This is a genomic window from Pseudomonas sp. Irchel s3a18, from assembly GCF_900187535.1.
GTDB lineage: Bacteria > Pseudomonadota > Gammaproteobacteria > Pseudomonadales > Pseudomonadaceae > Aquipseudomonas.
In genome coordinates this window covers 93,565-115,350 of the sequence record NZ_FYDV01000016.1, presented here as the reverse complement: position 1 = coordinate 115,350, position 21,786 = coordinate 93,565, and the positions used below count along the sequence as shown (strand labels likewise).

At 61.6% G+C, this 21,786-nt stretch carries 19 protein-coding genes; 10 read left to right on the top strand and 9 right to left on the bottom strand.

Features of this window, described 5'->3' with window-relative positions:
- Positions 1 to 59: 59 nt before the first annotated feature.
- The 7 genes from CKW29_RS20275 to bioB all read right to left on the bottom strand — a co-directional run bounded on the left by CKW29_RS20275 (position 60) and on the right by bioB (position 7,152).
- Positions 60 to 1,865 carry a phenylacyl-CoA dehydrogenase gene (locus CKW29_RS20275; protein WP_095148971.1) on the bottom strand — a complete coding sequence of 602 codons (1,806 nt, stop codon included), beginning with the start codon at positions 1,863 to 1,865 and terminating at the stop codon, positions 60 to 62.
- Positions 1,866 to 2,141: 276 nt separating this feature from the next.
- Positions 2,142 to 2,438: a pyrroloquinoline quinone biosynthesis protein PqqE gene (locus tag CKW29_RS20270; RefSeq protein ID WP_095148970.1), complete on the bottom strand. Its 297-nt coding sequence runs from the start codon at positions 2,436 to 2,438 to the stop codon at positions 2,142 to 2,144.
- Between the two features lie 106 nt (positions 2,439 to 2,544).
- Positions 2,545 to 3,225, bottom strand: coding sequence for a dethiobiotin synthase (bioD, locus tag CKW29_RS20265; RefSeq protein WP_095147165.1), 681 nt, complete (start codon positions 3,223 to 3,225; stop codon positions 2,545 to 2,547).
- Positions 3,225 to 4,034 (bottom strand): malonyl-ACP O-methyltransferase BioC, encoded by an 810-nt coding sequence (gene bioC / locus CKW29_RS20260; protein ID WP_095148969.1) that lies wholly within the window; start codon positions 4,032 to 4,034, stop codon positions 3,225 to 3,227. Before bioC ends, bioD begins: the two co-directional genes overlap by 1 nt.
- Positions 4,027 to 4,758, bottom strand: coding sequence for an alpha/beta fold hydrolase (locus CKW29_RS20255; protein ID WP_095148968.1), 732 nt, complete (start codon positions 4,756 to 4,758; stop codon positions 4,027 to 4,029). The genes bioC and CKW29_RS20255 overlap by 8 nt, the downstream gene beginning before the upstream one ends.
- Positions 4,751 to 5,929: an 8-amino-7-oxononanoate synthase gene (gene bioF, locus CKW29_RS20250; RefSeq protein ID WP_095148967.1), complete on the bottom strand. Its 1,179-nt coding sequence runs from the start codon at positions 5,927 to 5,929 to the stop codon at positions 4,751 to 4,753. Before bioF ends, CKW29_RS20255 begins: the two co-directional genes overlap by 8 nt.
- Before the next feature lie 167 nt (positions 5,930 to 6,096).
- On the bottom strand, positions 6,097 to 7,152 hold the full coding sequence (gene bioB, locus CKW29_RS20245; protein ID WP_095147169.1) for a biotin synthase BioB: 1,056 nt from the start codon (positions 7,150 to 7,152) through the stop codon (positions 6,097 to 6,099).
- Positions 7,153 to 7,246: 94 nt separating this feature from the next.
- Here bioB and CKW29_RS20240 point away from each other — a divergent pair, with 94 nt between their 5' ends.
- The 5 genes from CKW29_RS20240 (at position 7,247) to rarD (ending at position 13,050) form a co-directional block, all read left to right on the top strand.
- The gene (locus CKW29_RS20240; RefSeq protein ID WP_095147170.1) at positions 7,247 to 7,987 is read left to right on the top strand and encodes a ComF family protein; all 741 of its coding nucleotides are present in this window, start codon (positions 7,247 to 7,249) and stop codon (positions 7,985 to 7,987) included.
- A gap of 57 nt (positions 7,988 to 8,044) precedes the next feature.
- Positions 8,045 to 8,809: a TOBE domain-containing protein gene (locus tag CKW29_RS20235; protein ID WP_095147171.1), complete on the top strand. Its 765-nt coding sequence runs from the start codon at positions 8,045 to 8,047 to the stop codon at positions 8,807 to 8,809.
- Between the two features lie 110 nt (positions 8,810 to 8,919).
- Complete coding sequence (locus tag CKW29_RS20230; protein ID WP_095148966.1) at positions 8,920 to 10,821, top strand: PhoX family phosphatase; 1,902 nt, start codon at positions 8,920 to 8,922, stop codon at positions 10,819 to 10,821.
- A 226-nt stretch (positions 10,822 to 11,047) separates the two neighbouring features.
- Entirely contained in the window at positions 11,048 to 12,022 is a 975-nt protein-coding gene (locus CKW29_RS20225; RefSeq protein ID WP_095148965.1) for a serine/threonine protein kinase, read from the top strand.
- 140 nt (positions 12,023 to 12,162) lie between these two features.
- On the top strand, positions 12,163 to 13,050 hold the full coding sequence (gene rarD / locus CKW29_RS20220) for an EamA family transporter RarD (RefSeq protein ID WP_095148964.1): 888 nt from the start codon (positions 12,163 to 12,165) through the stop codon (positions 13,048 to 13,050).
- A gap of 220 nt (positions 13,051 to 13,270) precedes the next feature.
- Here rarD and CKW29_RS20215 read toward each other — a convergent pair whose 3' ends face one another.
- Positions 13,271 to 13,789, bottom strand: a complete 519-nt coding sequence (locus tag CKW29_RS20215; RefSeq protein WP_095147175.1) for a glycine cleavage system protein R — start codon at positions 13,787 to 13,789, stop codon at positions 13,271 to 13,273.
- Between the two features lie 511 nt (positions 13,790 to 14,300).
- On the opposite strand from CKW29_RS20215, the gene CKW29_RS20210 reads away from it, so the two are divergent.
- Positions 14,301 to 16,478, top strand: a complete 2,178-nt coding sequence (locus CKW29_RS20210) for a malate synthase G (protein ID WP_095148963.1) — start codon at positions 14,301 to 14,303, stop codon at positions 16,476 to 16,478.
- A 97-nt stretch (positions 16,479 to 16,575) separates the two neighbouring features.
- On the opposite strand, the gene CKW29_RS20205 is transcribed toward CKW29_RS20210, so the two are convergent.
- On the bottom strand, positions 16,576 to 17,022 hold the full coding sequence (locus tag CKW29_RS20205) for a response regulator (RefSeq protein WP_095148962.1): 447 nt from the start codon (positions 17,020 to 17,022) through the stop codon (positions 16,576 to 16,578).
- Positions 17,023 to 17,272: 250 nt separating this feature from the next.
- Between CKW29_RS20205 and CKW29_RS20200 the strand changes: the two genes are divergently transcribed.
- The 4 genes from CKW29_RS20200 (at position 17,273) to CKW29_RS20185 (ending at position 21,589) form a co-directional block, all read left to right on the top strand.
- The gene (locus CKW29_RS20200; RefSeq protein WP_095148961.1) at positions 17,273 to 19,213 is read left to right on the top strand and encodes a putative nucleotidyltransferase substrate binding domain-containing protein; all 1,941 of its coding nucleotides are present in this window, start codon (positions 17,273 to 17,275) and stop codon (positions 19,211 to 19,213) included.
- Positions 19,210 to 19,917 carry a PolC-type DNA polymerase III gene (locus tag CKW29_RS20195; RefSeq protein ID WP_095148960.1) on the top strand — a complete coding sequence of 236 codons (708 nt, stop codon included), beginning with the start codon at positions 19,210 to 19,212 and terminating at the stop codon, positions 19,915 to 19,917. Before CKW29_RS20200 ends, CKW29_RS20195 begins: the two co-directional genes overlap by 4 nt.
- Positions 19,918 to 20,093: 176 nt before the next feature.
- Entirely contained in the window at positions 20,094 to 20,612 is a 519-nt protein-coding gene (locus CKW29_RS20190; protein WP_095147180.1) for an RNA polymerase sigma factor, read from the top strand.
- Positions 20,609 to 21,589, top strand: coding sequence for a FecR domain-containing protein (locus tag CKW29_RS20185; RefSeq protein WP_095148959.1), 981 nt, complete (start codon positions 20,609 to 20,611; stop codon positions 21,587 to 21,589). Before CKW29_RS20190 ends, CKW29_RS20185 begins: the two co-directional genes overlap by 4 nt.
- Positions 21,590 to 21,786 lie beyond the last annotated feature (197 nt).

Below are 21,786 nucleotides of genomic sequence, written 5' to 3'. Positions count from 1 at the left end.
GGCATGAAAAAGCCGCTGTTCCCGAAGGAGCAGCGGCTTATTGAAGAACTGCCTGAGGCTTAGTAGCCCAGTGCGAAGTCTTCTTCTTTCATGGCCATCAGGTTGTTCGCACCCGACAGCATGGTCACAACGTGAGTGCGGGTACGCGGCAGGATGCGCTGGAAGTAGAAGCGCGCAGTCTGCAGCTTGGCGGTGTAGAACGCCTCTTCGGTAGTGCCGGCAGCCAGTTTTTCAGCAGCCAGACGCGCCATGTCAGCCCAGAAGTAAGCCAGGCAGGCGTAACCGGAGTACATCAGGTAGTCCACGGACGCAGCGCCCACTTCTTCGCGGTCTTTCATCGCGGCCATACCGACCTTCATGGTCAGTTCGCCCCATTCCTTGTTCAGTGCAGCCAGCGGTGCGACGAATTCCTTGACCGCTTCGTTGCCTTCGTTGGTCTGGCAGAACTTGTGGACGATCTTGGTGAAGCCTTTCAGAGCCTCGCCTTGAGTCATCAGCACTTTACGGCCCAGCAGGTCGAGTGCCTGGATACCGGTGGTGCCTTCGTACAGCATGGAAATACGGCTGTCGCGAACGTTCTGCTCCATGCCCCACTCAGCGATGAAGCCGTGGCCACCATAGATCTGCACGCCGTGGTTAGCCGACTCGAAACCGACTTCGGTCATGAAGGCCTTGGCGATTGGCGTCATGAAGGCCAGCAATGCGTCGGCTTTCTTCTTCTCTTCTTCATCCACGCCGTACTTGACGATGTCGACTTGCTTGGCAGTGAAGTAAACCATCGCACGGTTGCCTTCGGCGAACGCCTTCATGGTCAACAGCATACGACGTACATCCGGGTGCACGATGATCGGGTCTGCGGCTTTTTCCGGCGCTTTCGGGCCAGTCAGGGAACGCATTTGCAAGCGATCGCGAGCGTACTTCAGGCCACCCTGGAAACCGATCTCGGCGTGAGCCAGACCTTGCAGCGCCGTACCCAGACGTGCGGTGTTCATGAAGGTGAACATGCAGTTCAGACCTTTGTTCGCCGGGCCGATCAGGAAACCGGTGGCCGCGTCGAAGTTCATCACGCAGGTGGCGTTACCGTGGATACCCATTTTGTGTTCCAGGGAACCACAGGTCACGGCGTTGCGTGCACCGATGCTGCCATCGGCGTTCGGCAGGAACTTGGGAACGATAAACAGCGAAATGCCTTTGGTGCCAGCCGGTGCATCCGGCAGGCGGGCCAGCACGATGTGGACGATGTTGTCGGCCATGTCGTGTTCACCGGCCGAGATGAAGATCTTGGTGCCGGAAACCTTGTAGGAGCCATCAGCCTGAGGCTCGGCCTTGGTGCGCAGCATGCCCAGGTCGGTGCCGCAGTGCGGCTCGGTCAGGCACATGGTGCCGGTCCATTCGCCGGATACCAGCTTGGTCAGGTAAGCCTCTTGCTGCTCTGGCGTACCGTGCTCGGAGATGGTGTTCATCGCGCCGTGCGACAGGCCCGGGTACATGCCCCACGACCAGTTGGACTCGCCAACCATTTCGCTCACGGCCAGACCCAGGGACTCCGGCAGGCCTTGACCGCCGTGCTCGACGTCGTGCGCCAGGCTTGGCCAGCCGCCTTCGACGAATTGCTTGTAGGCTTCTTTGAAGCCAGTCGGGGTCTTAACACCGGACTCGCTCCAGGTGCAGCCTTCGGTGTCACCCACGCGGTTCAGCGGAGCCAGCACCTGCTCACAAAACTTGGCGCCTTCCTCGAGAATGGCGTCAACCATGTCCGGGGTAGCGTCCTGGCAAGCCGGAAGGCTCTGATAATGCGCTTCGTAGCCGAGCAGTTCGTCACGAACGAAGCGAATATCACGCAAGGGGGCCTTGTAGTCAGGCATAGCGATAAACCTCTGCTGATGTAACCGGGAATGAACGACCGTGATGATTTGTTGTGACGGTCAAACAGTTGTTTGAAACATACGTTTACGCCGAAATCTTGTCAAGCATCGATCTTTTGCCGTTCGTCATCAGCTGTGGGAAAAGCACGCGCGCACAGGCGTTCAGCCGGTGCACAAAGCAACAGAACGTGTAGGAAAGATTAGTTGAACGGCAAGGACATGCCCGACAGAACGCCGCGCAGACAGCGGCGTTAGGGCAAAGGATTCAGCGAGGGATCAGGCGTACGTATCGATCAACGTACCGAGCATTTCGTCAGACGCCTTGGCGATATTGACGCCCAGCGCTGCCTGGAGTTTGCCTTGAAACAATTCGACTCTATTGCTGGCCAGATCCGATTGCTGGCTGTGATCGACCGAGCGCAGTCGGTCGACTTGAGCATCGGAGGACTGGCTGCTCACCGCGCGCTCGACCGTGGTATTGGCGATCTGACCGGCAGTCTGATCGATGCGGTTCAACCCGGCATTGATCGTGCTCAGCCCGGGATAAAACGCGCTGTTGCCCGAAATGTCCAAGGGACGACTCCATCCTGCAAAAGTGATCGGTCCTCATTGAAGCAGAGCCACCGGCAAAACACCCGACAAAAACACTAATGGCACAATGCCTTGTCATAGGCAAAGCCTAGTCCAGCAAATCCAGTTCAAGGTACTCGGCCACGGCTTGCGCGGTGACCACCTTGAGTTTCGGTACTTTGCCCAGGCACGGCGCGGGCAGCCGCTCGGCCAGGGTCGCCAGGTTTTCTTCCAGCCGGGATGTCCTGGGCTCAATGATGTTGGCCACCCAGCCGGCCAGTTGCAAACCGTCCCGGGCAATCGCCTCGGCGGTCAACAACGCGTGGTTGATGCAGCCCAGCCGCACGCCGACCACCAGGATCACCGGCAGACCGAGCGCCATCGCCAGGTCCGACAGGTTGTCCTGGTCCGCCAATGGCACCCGCCAGCCACCTGCGCCTTCAATCAAGGTGAAGTCGGCCTGCTTGCCCAGGATGTGGCGCATAGGCACCAGCAACGACTGAACCGTCAGCGCAACCCCCGATTCCCGCGCCGCCAGATGGGGGGCGATGGCCGGTTCAAAGGCCATCGGGTTGACTTCGGCATAGGTCAGCGGCACCGAGCATTGGTCCAGTAGTGCCAGAGCGTCGGCGTTGCGCAGCCCTTTTGGCGTCACATCGCAGCCCGACGCCACGGGTTTTCCAGCCGCCGTACTCAATCCGGCCGACCGCGCTGCCTGCAACAGGCCGGCGGCAATGGTGGTCTTGCCGACATCGGTATCGGTGCCGGTAATGAAATAGGCTGCGCTCATCAAGGTTTCTCCAACACGGCGTAGACCACCTGGTAAGTCGCGGGGAGTCCTTGCGCCTGACGAAACTGCTCATAGGCATCGATCAATCCCTTGATCCGCGCCCGGCCTGTCAGCCCGCCGGGCCGACCCGGATTAAGATTGTGCGCGCCCAAGGCTTTCAGTTCATGGGTCAGGCTGCGCACATCAGGATAGTGCAGCACATGGGGACGGCTTTGCAGGCTCAAGACCTTGAGGCCGCTGTCCGCGCACAACTGTTGATAGGTACTGAACTCCCGGAAACGGTTGACGTGCACCAGGCCATCCACCTGACGCCAACTGTCACGCAGCTCATACAGGGTTCCCACGCACAAGCTGGCGAACGCCAGTACACCGCCGGGCCTGAGTACACGATTGGCCTCGCTCAGCACCGACCTGAAATCGGCGCACCACTGCACCGCCAGGCTGGAAAACAACAGGTCACAGCTGGCGTCCTGCAGCGGCAAACGCTCGGCATCGCCAGCGATGAAATGGCTCGCACCGCCCAAGGGCCGGGCGTGATTGAGCATGCCTTCGGCAATGTCCAGTGCCAGCCCTTCGGCTGTGGTGAAGCGTTGCCCCAGCGCGCGACTGAAATACCCGGTGCCGCAGCCCAGATCCAGCCAGCGCGCTGGCGAGCAATCCGCGGGCAAGCGTGCCAGCAGCTGACTGCCCACCGTGCGCTGCAACTCGGCAACGCTGTCGTAACTGGCCGCAGCCCGGGAAAAGGACGCCGCGACCTGGCGCTTGTCCGGCAAACCGCCGGGCAAGTTGGGAATAGACAAATCAGTCATCACCGCACTCATGCAAAAAAGCCTGGATGGCCCCCGCCACACCGTGGGGGTCCTCCAGAAGAAACGCGTGACTGGCCTGTTCAATCAGACCAATTTCGACATCGGGAAGCAGCGCCAGCAGTTCACCGGCAGCTTCGGCCGGCACCAGCCCATCGAGGCCGGCGAACAGATGCAACTGTGGCCCGCGAAAGGCTTGCAAGGCTTGCCGGGTGTCCAGCTGTGCGAGCAGTTCCAGCCCGCTCATCAGCACCTGTGGCGAGGTGTTCGGCGCACCGCCCAGTAATAACCGTGACAGCCCGCGTGGGTCTTCAGCGCCTTGGGCGCAGAGCAGACTGAAGCGCTTGAGGGTGGTGCGTGGATCGGCACGGCATCCGGCCAGAAACCCGTCGAAGGTTTCTCCCGGCATCGCGCTCGCCCATTGGGGGTGGGCCACGAATGAAGGATTGCTCGCCAGCGTCAGCAAACCGCAACAACGTTCGCCGCGTCGCGCCGCCAGCTCGGCAGCCAGCATCCCGCCCAGCGACCAGCCACCGAGCCAGGCATCTTGCGGCACGCTGGAATCGAGCTCATCCAGCCATTCTTCAAGGTCGCTCGATTCAAGCTCCGGCAGCGGCTCGATCTCGACCCGCAGATGTTCGTCCAGCCCCTGCAACGCAGCCGCCAGTGGTTCCAGTGGCGAAACACCGAGCCCCCAACCGGGCAACAGAATCAGTCGATCACGCATGGTTCGACACCGCTCCCAGTTGCTGAACACAATCGGCCAGTCCCTCTAACAATAGCTGGACCTGCGCCTCGCTGTGGGCCGCCGTGAGGGTCACGCGCAAACGGGCACTGCCGGCGGGCACGGTCGGTGGACGAATCGCCGTCACCATCAGGCCACGCTCGCGCAGCATCTGAGAAAAGCGCACGGCCCGACCGGCGTCGCCGATCATGATCGGCTGGATCGGCGTGGCGCTGTCCATCAACTCAAGGCCGATCTGCTCGGCGCCTTTGCGGAACTGGGCAATCAGCACCTTCAAATGCTCGCGCCGCCAATGCTCGCTGCGCAGCAGCTCCAGGCTTTTCAGCGTCGCACAGGCCAGCGCCGGTGGCTGACTGGTGGTGTAGATGTACGGCCGGGCGAACTGGATCAGGCTCTCGATCAGATCATCACTGCCGGCGACAAACGCCCCCGCCGTGCCGAATGCCTTGCCCAGGGTGCCGACCAGCACCGGCACGTCCTCCAGGCTCAAGCCGAAATGCTCGACGATGCCAGCGCCATGGGCACCCAATGGGCCGAAGCCATGAGCATCATCGACCATCAGCCATGCGCCCTTGGCCTTGGCCTCCCGGGCCAGCGCTGGCAGATTGGCGATATCCCCGTCCATGCTGAACACCCCGTCTGTCACCACCAGCGTATTGCCGGTGGCCTTTTCCAGACGCTTGGCCAGGCTCTCGGCGTCGTTATGCAGGTAGCGATTGAAACGCGCACCCGACAACAACCCGGCATCGAGCAACGAGGCGTGATTGAGCCGGTCCTCAAGCACGGTATCGCCCTGCCCGACCAGCGCGGTGACCGCACCGAGGTTGGCCATGTAGCCGGTGGTGAACAGCAACGCCCGCGGGCGACCGGTCAAGTCCGCCAAGGCTTCTTCAAGGGCGTGGTGTGGGCTGCTGTGACCGATCACCAGGTGCGATGCACCACCGCCGACACCCCAACGGGCCGCGCCGGCGCGCCAGGCTTCGATCACTTGCGGGTGATTGGCCAGGCCCAGGTAATCGTTGTTACAGAACGCCAGCAACGGCTGGCCGTCAACCACCACTTCCGGGCCCTGGGGGCTTTCGAGCAGCGGGCGATGGCGATAGAGGTTTTCGGCACGACGGGCAGCAAGGCGCGCAGCGAGATCGAAAGACATGCAGGCCTCGAGTGTCAGATCACATAAATCAAATGAACGCGATCCCTGTAGGAGCGAGCGCGCTCGCGATGAACTCAAGAGCAACGCGCTTACCCAGAAAACACGCGTTATCGTTAACGTTCATCGCGAGCCAGCTCGCTCCTACAAAGGTTGTGCATTCCAGACGATCAAACAGCGGCGTTGTAGAACTGCTCGCTGCTTTTCTGTTCGACCAGCGCTTGCTCGATCGCCGCCTGATGCACTTCATCGGCGTGTTCTTCGCGGGCTTCAGGCAGGATCCCCAGGCGTGAGAACAGCTGCATGTCCTTGTCCGCTTGCGGGTTGGCGGTGGTCAGCAGTTTTTCGCCGTAGAAAATCGAGTTGGCGCCGGCGAAGAACGCCAGGGCCTGCATCTGCTCGTTCATGGCTTCACGGCCAGCCGAGAGGCGCACGTGGGATTGCGGCATCAGGATACGGGCCACCGCGAGCATGCGGATGAAGTCGAACGGGTCGACGTCGTCGGCATTTTCCAGGGGAGTACCGGCGACTTTCACCAGCATGTTGATCGGCACCGACTCCGGATGCTCCGGCAGGTTGGCCAACTGGATCAGCAGGTTCGCTCGGTCGTCCAATGACTCGCCCATGCCCAGGATACCGCCGGAGCAGATCTTCATCCCCGACTCACGAACGTAAGCCAGGGTTTGCAGGCGCTCGCTGTAGGTCCGGGTAGTGATGATGCTGCCGTAGAACTCAGGGGAGGTGTCGAGGTTGTGGTTGTAGTAGTCCAGGCCGGCCTTGGCCAGGGCTTCGGTCTGGTCCTGATCCAGGCGACCGAGGGTCATGCAGGTTTCCAGGCCCATGGCCTTCACGCCTTCAACCATCTTCAGCACGTAGGGCATGTCTTTGGCCGACGGGTGCTTCCAGGCCGCGCCCATGCAGAAGCGGGTCGAACCGATGGCCTTGGCGCGAGCGGCCTCTTCGAGGACCTTCTGCACTTCCATCAGCTTTTCTTTTTCCAGACCGGTGTTGTAGTGACCGGACTGCGGACAATATTTGCAATCTTCCGGGCAAGCACCGGTCTTGATCGACAGCAAGGTCGATACCTGGACCCGGTTGGCATCGAAATGCGCACGGTGCACCGTCTGCGCCTGGAACAACAGGTCATTGAAAGGCTGAACGAACAGCGCTTTAACTTCGGCCAAAGACCAATCGTGACGCAATTTGGCGGTGATGCTGGCGCTCATCGGCTCATTTCCTTTCTTATGCTTGATACACGTCTGGAACAACGGAGATCTCACAGACGTGACACGGACGTTTCAGCATATTTAAGGAAGACGCATGCACTGTCAACCACGCCACGGAAAGCCGGTTTACATCTGGTTAAAAAACAAACAGGCCTGCTTGCTCTGCGACGAGCCTACCGACGCCTGCCACCCCCTCTGCATACCCTGCGAAACCGAACTGCCCTGGCTGGGCGATCATTGCCAGGTCTGCGCCCTGCCGCTGCCCATGGCCGACCTCACCTGCGGCCAGTGTTTGCGGGCTCCGCCAGCCTTCGAGCAGGTCATCGCACCCTGGGTCTACGGCTTCCCGGTGGACACCTTGATCACCCGCTTCAAACACAGCGAAAAATGGCCATTTGGCCGCTTGCTGGGCGAAATTCTCGCTCAATCCCTGCAACATCGTTTCAATGAAGGCCTCAAACTCCCTGATGCGCTGGTGCCCGTGCCCCTGGCCCGTAAACGCCTGCGCGAACGCGGATTCAATCAAGCGGCGATGCTCGCCCGCTGGCTCAGCGACTACCTGCACATCCCAATGGATGAAACACTGTTGATACGCCCCCAGAACACCACCGCGCAGCAGGACCTGGACGCCAGGGCCCGCAAACAGAACTTGCGCAACGCCTTCGCGCTGATGGCCGGCGCCGCGGTCAACGGTCGCCATCTGGCGCTGGTCGATGACGTACTGACCACCGGCGCCACTGCACACAGCCTTGCGCAACTGCTGCGCAAGGCGGGTGCAGCGCGGGTTGACGTCTATTGCCTGGCACGCACGGCAAAACCCGGAGAGCTGGCTTGACTCCCATGCGCCAAGCCGCCAACGTCGACACCATCATTACCGTTCGCAGCGCACATCATGTCCTTGCCCACCTTGTTGTCCCAGCACATTGTCCGCCGTCCGCAACGCATTGCCTTGCTGCAACACATCGCCGAACAAGGCTCGATCACCCGTGCCGCAAAAAGCGCCGGGCTGAGCTACAAAGCCGCTTGGGATGCGATCGACGAGTTGAACAACCTGGCGCAAAAGCCACTAGTGGAACGTAGCGTCGGCGGCAAGGGCGGTGGTGGTGCCCGGCTGACGAGTGAAGGCGAGCGGGTGTTGCGCCTGTACCAGCGCCTGCAAGCCTTGCAGGCCCAGGTGCTGGAGGCTGCGGAAGAGGCCAGCGACCTCGATCTGCTGGGGCGGCTGATGCTGCGTACCAGTGCGCGCAACCAACTCCACGGCAAAGTCGCCGGCATCGACGCTCAAGGGCGCAACGATCTGATCACGCTGACGCTGGCGCAAGGGTTGACCTTGCATGCACAGATCACCCACGACAGCACCCAGCGGCTGGACCTGCAAACCGGCACCGAAGTGGTGGCCTTGATCAAGGCGGGCTGGCTGCAGTTGCTCGCCATCGAACAACCTTCTATCCCCGGACACAATTGCCTGAGCGGAATCATCAAGCAGATTCTCGATGCCGAAGACGGCCCCAGTGAGGTGCGAATCACTCTGCCCAACGGCCAGACACTCTGTGCACTCGCCGAGCCGCTGCACCTCGCAACCCTGGGGCTGAAGGTCGACAAAGCCGTTCAGGTACAGTTCTCTCCCTCCAATGTCTTGCTCGGCACACCGCTGTAACCGGCACGGCCAGGCTTTTCGTGAGCGCGGCTAAACGCTGATCGCACACTGCAACATTTGTGTCATCAACGCCCCTTAAGGTGTCTGCCAAAACCAGCAGGGAGCCTGACGTGAACCTATTAGAAGAAAACCAAGCCACCGACCTCGAAAAAATAGTCGGCCTCAGCCGCCGTGGTTTCATCAGTGCCGGTGCGCTGTGCGGCGCTGCGATGTTTCTGGGCGGCAACCTGCTGAGCCGTAGCGTACTGGCGGCCAGTGTCAGCGCCGCGTCGAGCAAACTGCTGGGCTTTGACAGCATTGCCGCCGCCACCAGCGACACCATCACGCTGCCATCCGGCTACACCTCATCGGTATTGATCAGTTGGGGCCAGCCACTACAGAAAAACGGCCCGGCCTTCGACCCCAGCGGCCAAGGCAGCGCCGAAGCGCAGGAAGTCCAGTTTGGCGATAACAACGACGGCATGAGCCTGTTCGCCTTCCCGGACGACGACAACCGCGCACTGATGGCCATCAACAACGAATACACCAACTATCGCTACCTCTACCCCCACGGCGGCATGCCGCAGTCGGCTGAAGAAGTGCGCAAGGCCCTGGCCTGCGAAGGCGTGTCGGTGATCGAGGTGCAGCGCAAGGACGGTCAATGGCACTTTGTCCAAGGCTCGCGCTACAACCGCCGGATTCACGGCAACGCACCGATTCGTGTCGGCGGCCCGGCAGCCGGTCATGAGCTGCTCAAGACCAGCGCCGACCCCAAGGGTGAGAAGGTCCTGGGGACGTTCCAGAACTGCGCCAATGGCAAGACGCCATGGGGCACTTACCTGACCTGTGAAGAGAACTTCACCGACTGCTTTGGCAGCAGCAACCCGCAACAGGCATTCGATGCCGCGCAAAAGCGCTATGGCGTCGTGGCGACCAGCAAAGAGATTAACTGGCATCAGCACGACCCGCGCTTCGACCTGGCGAAAAACCCCAACGAACTCAACCGTCACGGCTGGGTGGTGGAAATCGACCCGTTCGATCCGCAGTCGACCCCGGTCAAGCGCACCGCCCTGGGCCGCTTCAAACACGAAAACGCGGCCCTGGCCGAAACCCATGACGGTCGTGCCGTGGTGTACATGGGCGATGACGAGCGCGGCGAGTTCATCTACAAATTCATCAGCCGCGACAGGATCGATCACAAAAACCCCAAGGCCAACCACGACCTGCTGGACCACGGCACGCTGTACGTCGCCCGTTTTGATGCCGGCGACAGCAACCCTGATCACCCCAAGGGCCAGGGTCAGTGGGTCGAACTGACTCATGGCAAGAATGGCATCGACGCCAGCAGCGGCTTCGCCGACCAGGCCCAGGTGTTGATTCATGCGCGGCTGGCGGCCAGTGTGGTCGGCGCCACGCGCATGGACCGCCCCGAGTGGATCGTCGTCAGCCCCGCCGACGGCCAGGTCTATTGCACCCTGACCAACAACGCCAAGCGCGGTGAAGAAGGCCAGCCGGTGGGCGGGCCGAACCCGCGGGAGAAAAACCTCTACGGGCAGATTCTGCGCTGGCGCACCGATCGCGACGACCACGCCTCGCTGACCTTTGCCTGGGACCTGTTCGTCGTGGCCGGCAACCCCGGCGTCCACGCCGGTACGCCGAAGGCCGGTTCGTCGAACATCACCCCGCAAAACATGTTCAACAGCCCGGACGGCCTGGGCTTCGACAAGGCTGGTCGCTTGTGGATCCTCACCGACGGTGACTCCAGCAACGCCGGGGACTTCGCGGGCATGGGCAACAACCAGATGCTGTGCGCGGACCCTGCGACTGGCGAAATCCGCCGCTTCATGGTCGGCCCGGTCGGTTGCGAAGTGACGGGCATCACCTTCTCGCCGGATCAGAAAACCTTGTTTGTCGGTATCCAGCACCCCGGTGAAAACGGCGGCTCGACCTTCCCCGAGCACCTGCCCAACGGCAAGCCGCGTTCGTCGGTGATGGCCATCCGCCGTGAAGACGGCGGGATCGTCGGCGCCTGACAGGGCCTCGTCGCGGGTAGCCTCGTTCCTGCGAAGCCTGTGCATTGGATTGTTCCCACGCTCTGCGTGGGAATGACTCACCGGACGCTCTGCATCTGCTTTTGCGACGCGCAGCTTCCCTGGCTGCATGCCTTTGCCACGCGTGAGGAACGATCCCACTAAAGCCTCTCCGTCTGCGCTACCATGCTTGGCCGGACGCGGCAGCCTGCTGCGCGCAGGAGTCAGCATGTCTCACCCGTTTGAAACACTCACCCCCGATCTGGTGCTCGATGCCGTTGAAAGCATCGGCTTTCTCAGCGACGCCCGCGTCCTGGCACTCAACAGCTACGAAAACCGCGTGTATCAGGTCGGCATCGAAGATGGCGAGCCACTGATCGCCAAGTTCTACCGCCCGCAGCGCTGGACCAACGACGCCATCCTCGAAGAACACCGCTTCACCTTTGAGCTGGCCGAATGCGAAGTCCCGGTGGTCGCACCGCTGATCCACAACGGCGAAAGCCTGTTCGAACACGCGGGCTTCCGCTTCACCCTGTTCCCCCGTCGCGGCGGCCGTGCGCCGGAGCCGGGCAATCTCGATCAGCTCTATCGCCTTGGCCAATTGCTCGGCCGCCTGCATGCCGTGGGCGCTACCCGCCCCTTCGAGCACCGCGAAGCACTGGGAGTGAAGAACTTTGGGCATGATTCGCTGACCACCCTGCTCGAGGGCAATTTCGTACCACGCAGTTTGCTGCCGGCCTACGAATCAGTGGCTCGCGACCTGCTCAAGCGTGTGGAAGAGGTCTACCAGGACACCCCGCATCAAATTATCCGCATGCACGGCGACTGCCATCCCGGCAACATGATGTGCCGCGATGAGATGTTCCACATCGTCGACCTCGACGACTGCCGCATGGGCCCTGCCGTCCAGGACCTGTGGATGATGCTCGCCGGTGATCGCCAGGAGTGCCTCGGCCAACTGTCGGAGCTGATGGACGGCTACAGTGAATTCCACGACTTCGACCCGCGCGAACTGGCGCTGATCGAACCCCTGCGCGCCCTGCGCCTGATGCACTACAGCGCCTGGCTGGCCCGGCGTTGGGATGACCCGGCGTTCCCCCGCAGCTTCCCGTGGTTCGGTACGGAGCGTTACTGGGGCGACCAGGTGCTGGCGTTGCGTGAACAGCTGGCGGCGCTGAATGAAGAGCCGTTGAAATTGTTCTGATTCACCCTGAACGCCTGTGGGAGCGCCGCCCGGCTCGCTCCCACTGGCGTTCACAATTGCCCAACCCATTTGGGCAGGACACAGCCTGACAAATCTCCTTACAATCACCACTTTGTTAGCTGCCTAAGCAAGGACTTTGCATGCAAGCCGCCAACCCGCGTCGCGGGTACATCTTGGGCCTGAGCGCCTACATCATCTGGGGATTGTTCCCGCTCTACTTCAAAGCCATCGCCGCCGTGCCCGCCGTGGAGATCATTATCCATCGCGTGCTCTGGTCGGCACTGTTCGGCGCTTTGCTGTTGATGGTCTGGAAACACCCCGGCTGGTGGCGTGAACTGCGGGAAAACCCGCGCCGCCTGGCGGTCCTGGCCCTGAGCGGCACACTTATCGCGGCCAACTGGCTGACCTACGTCTGGTCGGTGAACAACGGGCGCATGCTCGAAGCCAGTCTCGGTTACTACATCAACCCGCTGGTCAACGTGCTGCTGGGCATGTTGATCCTGGGCGAACGCCTGCGACGCATGCAGTGGATTGCCGTCGGGCTCGCAGCGGCCGGGGTCGCGCAGCAAGTCTGGCAAGTCGGTAGCCTGCCGTGGGTATCGCTGGCGCTGGCACTGACCTTCGGCTTTTACGGGCTGATCCGCAAACAGGCGCCAGTCAAGGCCTTGCCCGGCCTGGTGGTGGAAACCTGGATGCTGGTACCGATTGCGCTGGCCTGGCTGCTCTTCAACCCGACCGCCAGCAGCGCCCAGGCCGAGTTCTGGACCACCTCCGAAGCCTGGTGGCTGGTGGCCGCAGGTCCGGTCACGCTGGTGCCGCTGGTCTGCTTCAACGCCGCCGCACGGCACCTGCCCTACACCACCCTGGGCTTCCTGCAGTACCTGGCACCGACCCTGGTGCTGCTGCAAGCCGTGTTGCTGTTCGGTGAACACCTGTCGTCCAGCACCCTGGTGGCTTTCATGTTCATCTGGGCCGGCCTGGCGGTGTACAGCGTCGACGCCTGGTTGAGTTTGCGCCGCCGCAGCTGATCAAAAAACGCACAAATCCTTGCAGGCCACAGCCGACGTGGCCTGCAAGCATCCTTCCCAAGGTTATCCACAACGTGATCCCCGCCGTTTGTGCACAAGCCCTTGAAACTGCTGATTTTTTGATCAATTACCGAAGAGCCGCGGCCCGCCTGGGCCAGCGGGCGATCTCTACAGGTTATCCACAGGCGGGTGCAGGTTTTACCTGAATAACTTCGACGCGTTACGTTTCGCTGCGCAATACCAACTCCACCATCAGGTCATCGGCGAGGGTTTCCAGCCGCGACTGCAGCACGTCCAGCGACAGGGTCAACGGCACCGCAAGGATCGCTTCAGCGTGAAACAACGGTTCGCTGCTCATCGGCGCCGGCCGCACTTCGGTGACCAGGCGCTCCAGACTGACCCCCTGTTCACTGAGCAAGCGGGTGATATCACGCACGATCCCCGGCCGGTCATTGCCCACCAGCTCCATGGCGATCGGCTTCCAGGTGCAGGACTGTTCGATACTGCTCTCGGCAATCAACACCCGGATCCCTTGTGCCGACAACCCTTGCAGGGCGTCCACCAGCTCGTCGTAGGCCTCGGCTGGCACGCCCACCCGCAGGATCCCGGCAAACTGCCCGGCCATGCGCGACATGCGACTCTCCAGCCAGTTGCCGCCATGCTCGGCGATGCACTGGGCGATACGCTCGACCTGGCCGGGCTTGTCTGGAGCGAAAACGGTAAGTACGAGGTGGTCCATGGCGCAGCCCTCTTGTCATGACTTTTGTTCTGGAAGAGCAAGTATAGGCAAGGGTTAATCAGTACCTTGGGCAGATGCGAAATCAGCGCATCTGCCACTGGCTCCATTGGCAAACAGGCCATCATTGACGAGCCTGAAAACAACCAATTGTGTACAAGTTTTTAGATTTATCTGGAACAACCTAATGGTTTTTTGAGAACATCCAGTTCCCCGACGTGACTGCAATGCGTCACGGGGTCGCAGAACGACGTAATTAGTCTGATTTTCACAACCGCAATTCATCATGTAGTATGCCGCAGCGCGCACTACATAACGTTGGATCGATGTCCGCCGCAGGCAAGCTCGCAACCCTGAAAGCCCCGTCAGCAAGGCCCCAAGCCGTTGATTGGTCCCACCCAGCCGCCAGCGATGGCATGTACTGGTGGAGGGGTTTGTGGTTTAAATGGCCAGAGGCTTCATTGTCAAATTGAAGAGCTGAAAAGCGAAATAGCTGAGCAGAGTGAGGCAAGCAATGACTGAACACGTTCAAGTCGGTGGCCTGCAGGTCGCCAAAGTCCTGTTCGACTTCGTGAACAACGAAGCCATTCCCGGTACCGGCCTCACCGCCGATAAGTTCTGGGCCGGTGCCGACAAGGTCATTCACGACCTGGCTCCGAAGAACAAAGCCCTACTCGCCAAACGCGACGACTTCCAGGCGCGTATCGATGCCTGGCACCAGTCTCGTGCGGGTGTTGCGCATGACGCGCAAGCCTACAAAGCCTTCCTGCAAGACATCGGTTATCTGCTGCCAGAAGCGGCCGATTTCCAGGCCACGACGCAAAACGTCGATGACGAAATCGCCCGCATGGCCGGCCCGCAACTGGTGGTGCCGGTGATGAACGCCCGCTTCGCCCTCAACGCTTCGAACGCCCGCTGGGGTTCGCTGTACGACGCGCTCTACGGCACCGATGCCATCAGCGAAGCAGATGGCGCGCAAAAAGGCAAAGGCTACAACAAGGTTCGCGGCGACAAGGTCATCGCGTTCGCCCGTGCCTTCCTCGACGAAGCGGCGCCATTGGCGGCCGGCTCCCACGTCGATTCCACCGGCTACAAGATTGTTGACGGCAAGCTGGTGGTCTCCCTTAAGGGCGGCAGCAACAGCGGCCTGCGCAATGACGCGCAACTGATCGGCTTCCAGGGTGATGCGGCAGCTCCGATCGCGATCCTGTTGAAACACAACGGCCTGCATTTCGAAATCCAGATTGACGCCAACACCCCGGTCGGCCAGACCGATGCCGCCAGCGTCAAAGACATCCTGATGGAAGCAGCGCTAACCACCATCATGGACTGCGAAGACTCCGTCGCCGCCGTCGATGCCGATGACAAGGTCGTGATCTACCGCAACTGGTTGGGCCTGATGAAGGGCGACCTGTCGGAAGAAGTCGCCAAGGGTGGCCAGACCTTTACCCGCACCATGAACCCTGACCGCAGCTACACCACCGTCAACGGCGATGAAGTGACCCTGCACGGTCGCTCGTTGTTGTTCGTGCGCAACGTCGGTCACCTGATGACCATCGACGCGATCCTCGACAAAGACGGCAACGAAGTGCCGGAAGGCATCCTCGATGGCCTGGTCACTTGCCTGGCAGCGATGCACAACCTGAACGGCAATACCACGCGCAAAAACACCCGCACCGGCTCCATCTATATCGTGAAGCCGAAGATGCATGGCCCGGAAGAAGCGGCGTTCACCAACGAGCTGTTCGGTCGCATCGAAGACGTGTTGGGCCTGCCGCGCAACACTCTCAAAGTCGGCATCATGGACGAAGAGCGGCGCACCACGATCAACCTCAAGGCCTGCATCAAGGCGGCGAGCGAGCGTGTCGTGTTCATCAACACCGGCTTCCTCGACCGCACGGGCGATGAAATCCACACCTCCATGGAAGCCGGCCCGATGGTGCGCAAGGCCGACATGAAGGCTGAGAAATGGATCGGTGCCTATGAGAACTGGAACGTCGATATCGGTCTGAGCACCGGCCTGCAAGGTCGCGCGCAAATCGGTAAAGGCATGTGGGCCATGCCTGACCTGATGGCCGCCATGCTCGAGCAGAAAGTCGCTCACCCTCTGGCCGGCGCCAACACCGCCTGGGTGCCATCGCCGACCGCGGCCGCGCTGCACGCGCTGCATTACCACAAGGTTGACGTGTTCGCCCGCCAGGCCGAACTGGCCAAGCGCGCTCGCGCCTCGGTGGACGACATCCTGACCATCCCGCTGGCGGTGAACCCGCAGTGGACCGCCGAACAGACCAAGAACGAACTGGACAACAATGCCCAGGGCATTCTCGGTTACGTGGTGCGCTGGATCGACCAGGGCGTAGGTTGCTCGAAAGTGCCGGACATCAATGACGTCGGCCTGATGGAAGACCGTGCGACACTGCGTATCTCCAGCCAGCACATCGCCAACTGGCTGCGCCATGGCATCGTGACCCAGGATCAGGTCATGGAAAGCCTCAAGCGCATGGCGCCAGTGGTTGACCGCCAGAACGCCAGCGACCCGCTGTATCGCCCGCTGGCACCGGACTTCGACAGCAATATTGCCTTCCAAGCGGCCGTCGAACTGGTAATCGAAGGGACTAAACAGCCAAACGGCTACACCGAGCCGGTCCTGCACCGTCGCCGCCGCGAGTTCAAGGCCGCCAATGGCCTTTGAGTAAGCACCCGCGTCGAACATGAAAAAGCCCTGATCGACCGATCAGGGCTTTTTCGTTTGCAGGCCGGCTACGTAATCATTGGCCACAAGGCCCGCACTAAGACTCCACTCCCAACTCACGCCGGACAACCGCCAACAACTGTTTGGCATCGATCGGCTTGAGCAGAAAGTCCACCACACTCAAATGCATGGCAGCAATCGCGTCCTTCACATCCGCGTCACCGGAGACGATGATGACCGGCAATGCCACCCCCACTGACCCGCGAACCCGTCGAATCAGCTCCAGACCGTCGATTTTCCCCATTCGCAGGTCGGTAATCATCAGTCCGATCGAAGGGGTCGCCTGCAACAGTTCAAGCGCCGCTTCACCACTGCCCGCGGTCATGCACCGAATGCCGCCCTGGGTAAAAATTTCCGCAAGCAGCTCTCGCGCATCCTTGTCGTCATCGACAATGAGTACCGGCGCTGAGGGCAAATTCGGCTCAAGCATGATGGCACTCAGCGCTTCACGCTCGGCATCGCTCAAAATATCGTGGTCGGACATAGGTCTCTCTACATAATCAGATCATTCCCCTAGCACCATGGTCGGACATCGCTAAGCAGAGCTCGAATGTGCGCTTCGTCGGGTAACTTCCCACGCCACTAGCACACGGTTTACGCACTTATAGCTTAGGGTATTTACACAACAACGCCTCGTGCGTTGCCCCCTAGACTTACGTCCAATGGGCACTCGGCGCGCGGGGGCCGACCATGGCTGACACTCCGACAACAACAAATCGAAAAAGTCTGCGGTCATGGTTATGAATAAAACGGACGCCTTCACTGAAGCCGGGAAGACGGCAGTGTTGCAGAACATCCAGGGCACCTTGCAGTTCCTGCAGCGGTTCCCGCCGTTCAATCAAATGGAATACGCACACTTGGCCTACCTGGTGGAGCAGTGCCAACTGCGCTTCTACGGCCCGGGTGACAGCATTATCAAGCCCGCCGATGGCCCGATCGAGCATTTTTACATCGTCAAACAGGGCCGCGTGGTGGGCGAACGCCCGCACACGGCCAAGGGGGGTACTGAAACCACCTTCGAGATCACCACCGGCGAATGTTTCCCCCTTGCCGCACTGCTCGGTGAGCGCGCAACCCGTACCGAACACCTGGCCGCCGAAGACACTTTCTGCCTGCAACTGAACAAACCGGCCTTCATCAAACTGTTCGCCCTGTCCGGCACCTTCCGTGACTTCGCCCTGCGCGGGGTCAGCAGCCTGCTGGACCAGGTCAACCAGCAAGTCCAGCAAAAAGCCGTGGAAACCCTCGGCACCCAGTACTCGCTCAACACTCGCCTCGGCGAGCTGGCCATGCGTCACCCGGTGACTTGCGGCCCGACCACCCCGCTGCGGGTCGCCGTGACACTCATGCACGAGCAACAGGTCGGCAGCATCGTGGTGGTCGATGAGCACAAAGTCCCGCTGGGAATCTTCACCTTGCGCGATTTACGTCATGTGGTGGCCGACGGTATCCGTGACTTTGACCACCCCATTGAACAGCACATGACCCACGCGCCGTTCTACCTGACACCGGACCACAGCGCCTTTGACGCCGCCATCGCCATGACCGAGCGGCATATCGCCCACGTTTGCCTGGTCAAGGATCAACGGCTGTGTGGCGTGGTGTCCGAGCGTGACCTGTTTTCCCTGCAACGCGTGGACCTGGTGCATCTGGCGCGCACCATCCGCAATGCGCCACGGGTGGAGCACCTGGTGGCCATGCGCGGTGAAATTGGCCAACTGGTCGAGCGCATGCTTGCCCACGGTGCGTCCTCGAGCCAGATCACCCACATCATCACCCTGCTCAACGATCACACCGTGTGCCGGGTCATCGAACTGACGCTGGCCGACAAGGGCGACCCCGGCATCCCGTTCAGCTGGCTGTGTTTCGGCAGCGAAGGCCGTCGCGAGCAGACCCTGCACACCGATCAGGACAACGGCCTGCTGTTCGAAGCCCGCGACGCGGCCCATGCCGCCGAGATCCGCGGCAAGCTGCTGCCCATCGCCCATCAGGTCAACCAGAGCCTGGCGCTGTGCGGCTTTACCCTGTGCAAGGGCAACATCATGGCCGGCAACCCCGAGCTGTGCTTGTCCCGTGCCGAATGGGCGCGACGTTTCGCGGCGTTCATTCGCGAAGCGACACCGGAAAACCTGCTGGGCTCGAGCATCTACTTCGACCTGCGCGTGGTCTGGGGCAACGAACACAGCTGCGAGCAATTGCGCCGCGGGATTCTCGACCAGGTCGCCGACAACCGGTTGTTTCAGCGCATGATGGCCGAGAACGCCTTGCGCCAGCGTCCGCCGGTGGGACGTTTGCGCGAGTTCGTGCTGGCGAAGAAGAACGGCGAAAAGGCCACCCTCGACCTCAAGGTTCAGGGCCTGACCCCCTTTGTCGACGGCGCCCGCCTGCTGGCCCTGGCGAACGGGATTGAAACCAGCAATACCCAGGAACGCTTCCGCCAACTGGTGGCCAAGGAAGTCATCGATCCGCTGGACGGCGCCGCCTATGAGGAGGCCTACCACTTCATCCAGCAAACCCGCATGCAGCAACATCAACGACAGACCCGCGAGAACCTGCCCTATTCCAACCGGGTCGATCCGGACAGCCTGAATCACCTGGACCGGCGCATCCTGCGTGAATCCCTGCGCCAGGCCCAGCGCCTGCAAACCAGCCTGAGCCTGAGGTACCAGCTATGAGCCTGTTCTCCTGGCTGCGCCCTGCCGGCCCGACGCTGTCCACCGAACAGCAACGACAGCTGGAGCAGTTGCCCGACGCCCCGATACTCCACGACTGCAGCCTGCGTGAGCAACGCTGGGTAGTGGTGGACCTGGAAACCACCGGGTTGAACCTGAACAAAGATGTGGTGCTGTCGATCGGTGCCGTGGTCATCGAGGACGGCGCGATCGATTTCAGCCAGCAGTTCGAGCGCACCTTGCAGCGCAACGACCACAAGCTCGGGCCCAGTGTGTTGCTGCACGGCCTGGGGCCGAGTGCGATTGCCGCGGGCTGCGACCCGCGGGAGGCCTTGCTGGATTTCATGGCGTTCGTCGGCGACAGCCCGCTGCTGGCGTTCCACGCACCGTTCGATCAGCACATGCTCGGCCGCGCCCTGAAGGACAGCCTGGGCTACCGCTTGCAGCATCCGTTCCTGGATGTGGCCGACATGGCCCCCTTGCTCTGCCCGCAAGCGCACATCCGCGAAGCCGGGCTGGATGACTGGATCGACTGGTTCAAGCTGCAAATCTTCGAGCGCCACAACGCCAGCGCCGATGCCATGGCCACCGCCGAACTGGCGTTGATCCTGTTCAGCCGGGCACGGGCCCAGGAGATTCACAGCCCGCTGAATCTGCAACAGCGCTTGAGCCAGTGGAAACGCCGGCAGCAGCGCCAATCGTTTTAGGTGAACCTCGATCGCACATTAGGGGCGCTTTGCACCCCAGCGGGAGCAAGCGCCCTCGCGACGGAACATGCACACTCACCGAGGTTACCCGACCAACGCCAATTGCGCCGGGCCTTGGCCTCTGACACAATCGCGAATAATTCTCGTTAGTTTAAACGTTTATTCGGTGAAGCCCCTTGTCGTCAGTCCAAAGCCCTCACAGTGAGCTCGTTGGTGCGTTGTATCGCGACCATCGTGGCTGGCTATTGGCCTGGCTACGGCGCAGTGTCGCCTGTCCATCGAAGGCCGAAGACCTGAGCCAGGACACCTTTGTCCGCCTGCTCGGTCGTGAAGAGCTCAAGGAACCCCGTGAACCCCGGGCGTTTCTGGTGGCCATCGCCAAAGGCCTGTTGTTCGACCATTTCCGCCGTGCCGCGCTGGAACAGGCCTACCTCACCGAATTGATGCTGATTCCCGAAGCCGAACAACCCTCCGTGGAAGAACAGCAACTGATCCTCGACGACCTCAAGGCCATCGACCACCTGCTCGGCAAGCTCTCGAGCAAAGCCCGCGCCGCCTTCCTCTATAACCGCCTCGACGGGCTTGGCCATGCCGACATCGCCGAGCGCCTGGGGGTGTCCGTTCCACGGGTCCGGCAATACCTGGCCCAAGGCATTCGCCAGTGCTATGTGGCACTGTACGGCGAACCGGTATGAACCCGGTCAACTCAAGGCCGGTCTCGGCGCGGGTACTCGACGCTGCCATTGCCTGGCAACTGTCCCTCGACGCCGGTAGCGGCAGTCCGGTGGAGCGCGAAGCGTTCGCCAGATGGCATGCGGCCGATGAAGAACACGCCCGCGCCTGGCAGCAACTGGGCATGCTCGATCAACGCTTCAGCGTCGCCAGCGGTCCGGCCCGCGCTGCCCTGATGCAGTCGCGGGACAGCATTCGACGTCGGGTACGCAAGCTGGGCAGCGGCGTGGCCAGCGTGATGCTGGTGATTGGCCTGAGCCTGTTTGCCGGCGAACGGTACCTGCCCATCGGCTATTGGCTGGCCGACCAGCGCACCGCCACGGGCGAGCAGCGCACCCTGCGCCTGGCCGATGGCACGGTGATCAACCTCAACACCCACAGTGCGCTGGACGTGCGCTTCGATGAGCAACAGCGACGAATCGTCCTGCAGGACGGCGAGATCCTCATCGAAACCGGCCATAACGACGCACGTCCGTTCATCGTCGAAACCCGGGATGGGCAAATGCGCGCGCTCGGCACGCGGTTCCTGGTCAAGCACGAGGAAGAAGGCACGCGCTTGAGCGTACTGAAATCCGCCGTGGCGGCACGAGTGGACGCCAGCCCCGAGGAGAAAATCCTCCAGGAAGGCCAGCAAGTGCTGATGCGCCGCGATGGCCTGGGCCCGCTAACGGCACTCAACGCCGGGGCTGACGCCTGGACCCGGGGCATGCTGGTGGTCGACAACGCGCGCCTGGAAGACCTGGTCCGCGAACTCGGCCGCTACCGTCCCGGCCACCTCGGCGTCGCCTCGGAGGTCGCCGACCTGCGCATCACCGGCAGCTTCCCGCTGCACAACACCGACCTGGCATTGACCGCCCTGCTGCCAACCCTGCCGGTACAGATCGAGCAGCACACCGCGTGGTGGGTGACGGTAGTGGCAAAGGCCGATACCAAACCCTGAGCCAATCCCCATTCACTGTGGCCAATTTCCTCCTTGTGGCGAGGGAGCTTGCTCCCGCTCGGTTGCGAAGCGACCGTAAACCGGCTCTGCGCTTATCTGGCGGGCCAGGGTGACCTGCACAGGGGCCGCTGAGCGGCCCAGCGGGAGCAAGCTCCCTCGCCACAGGGTGCAAGCCTTCACCCTTGATGTGTAGCTCG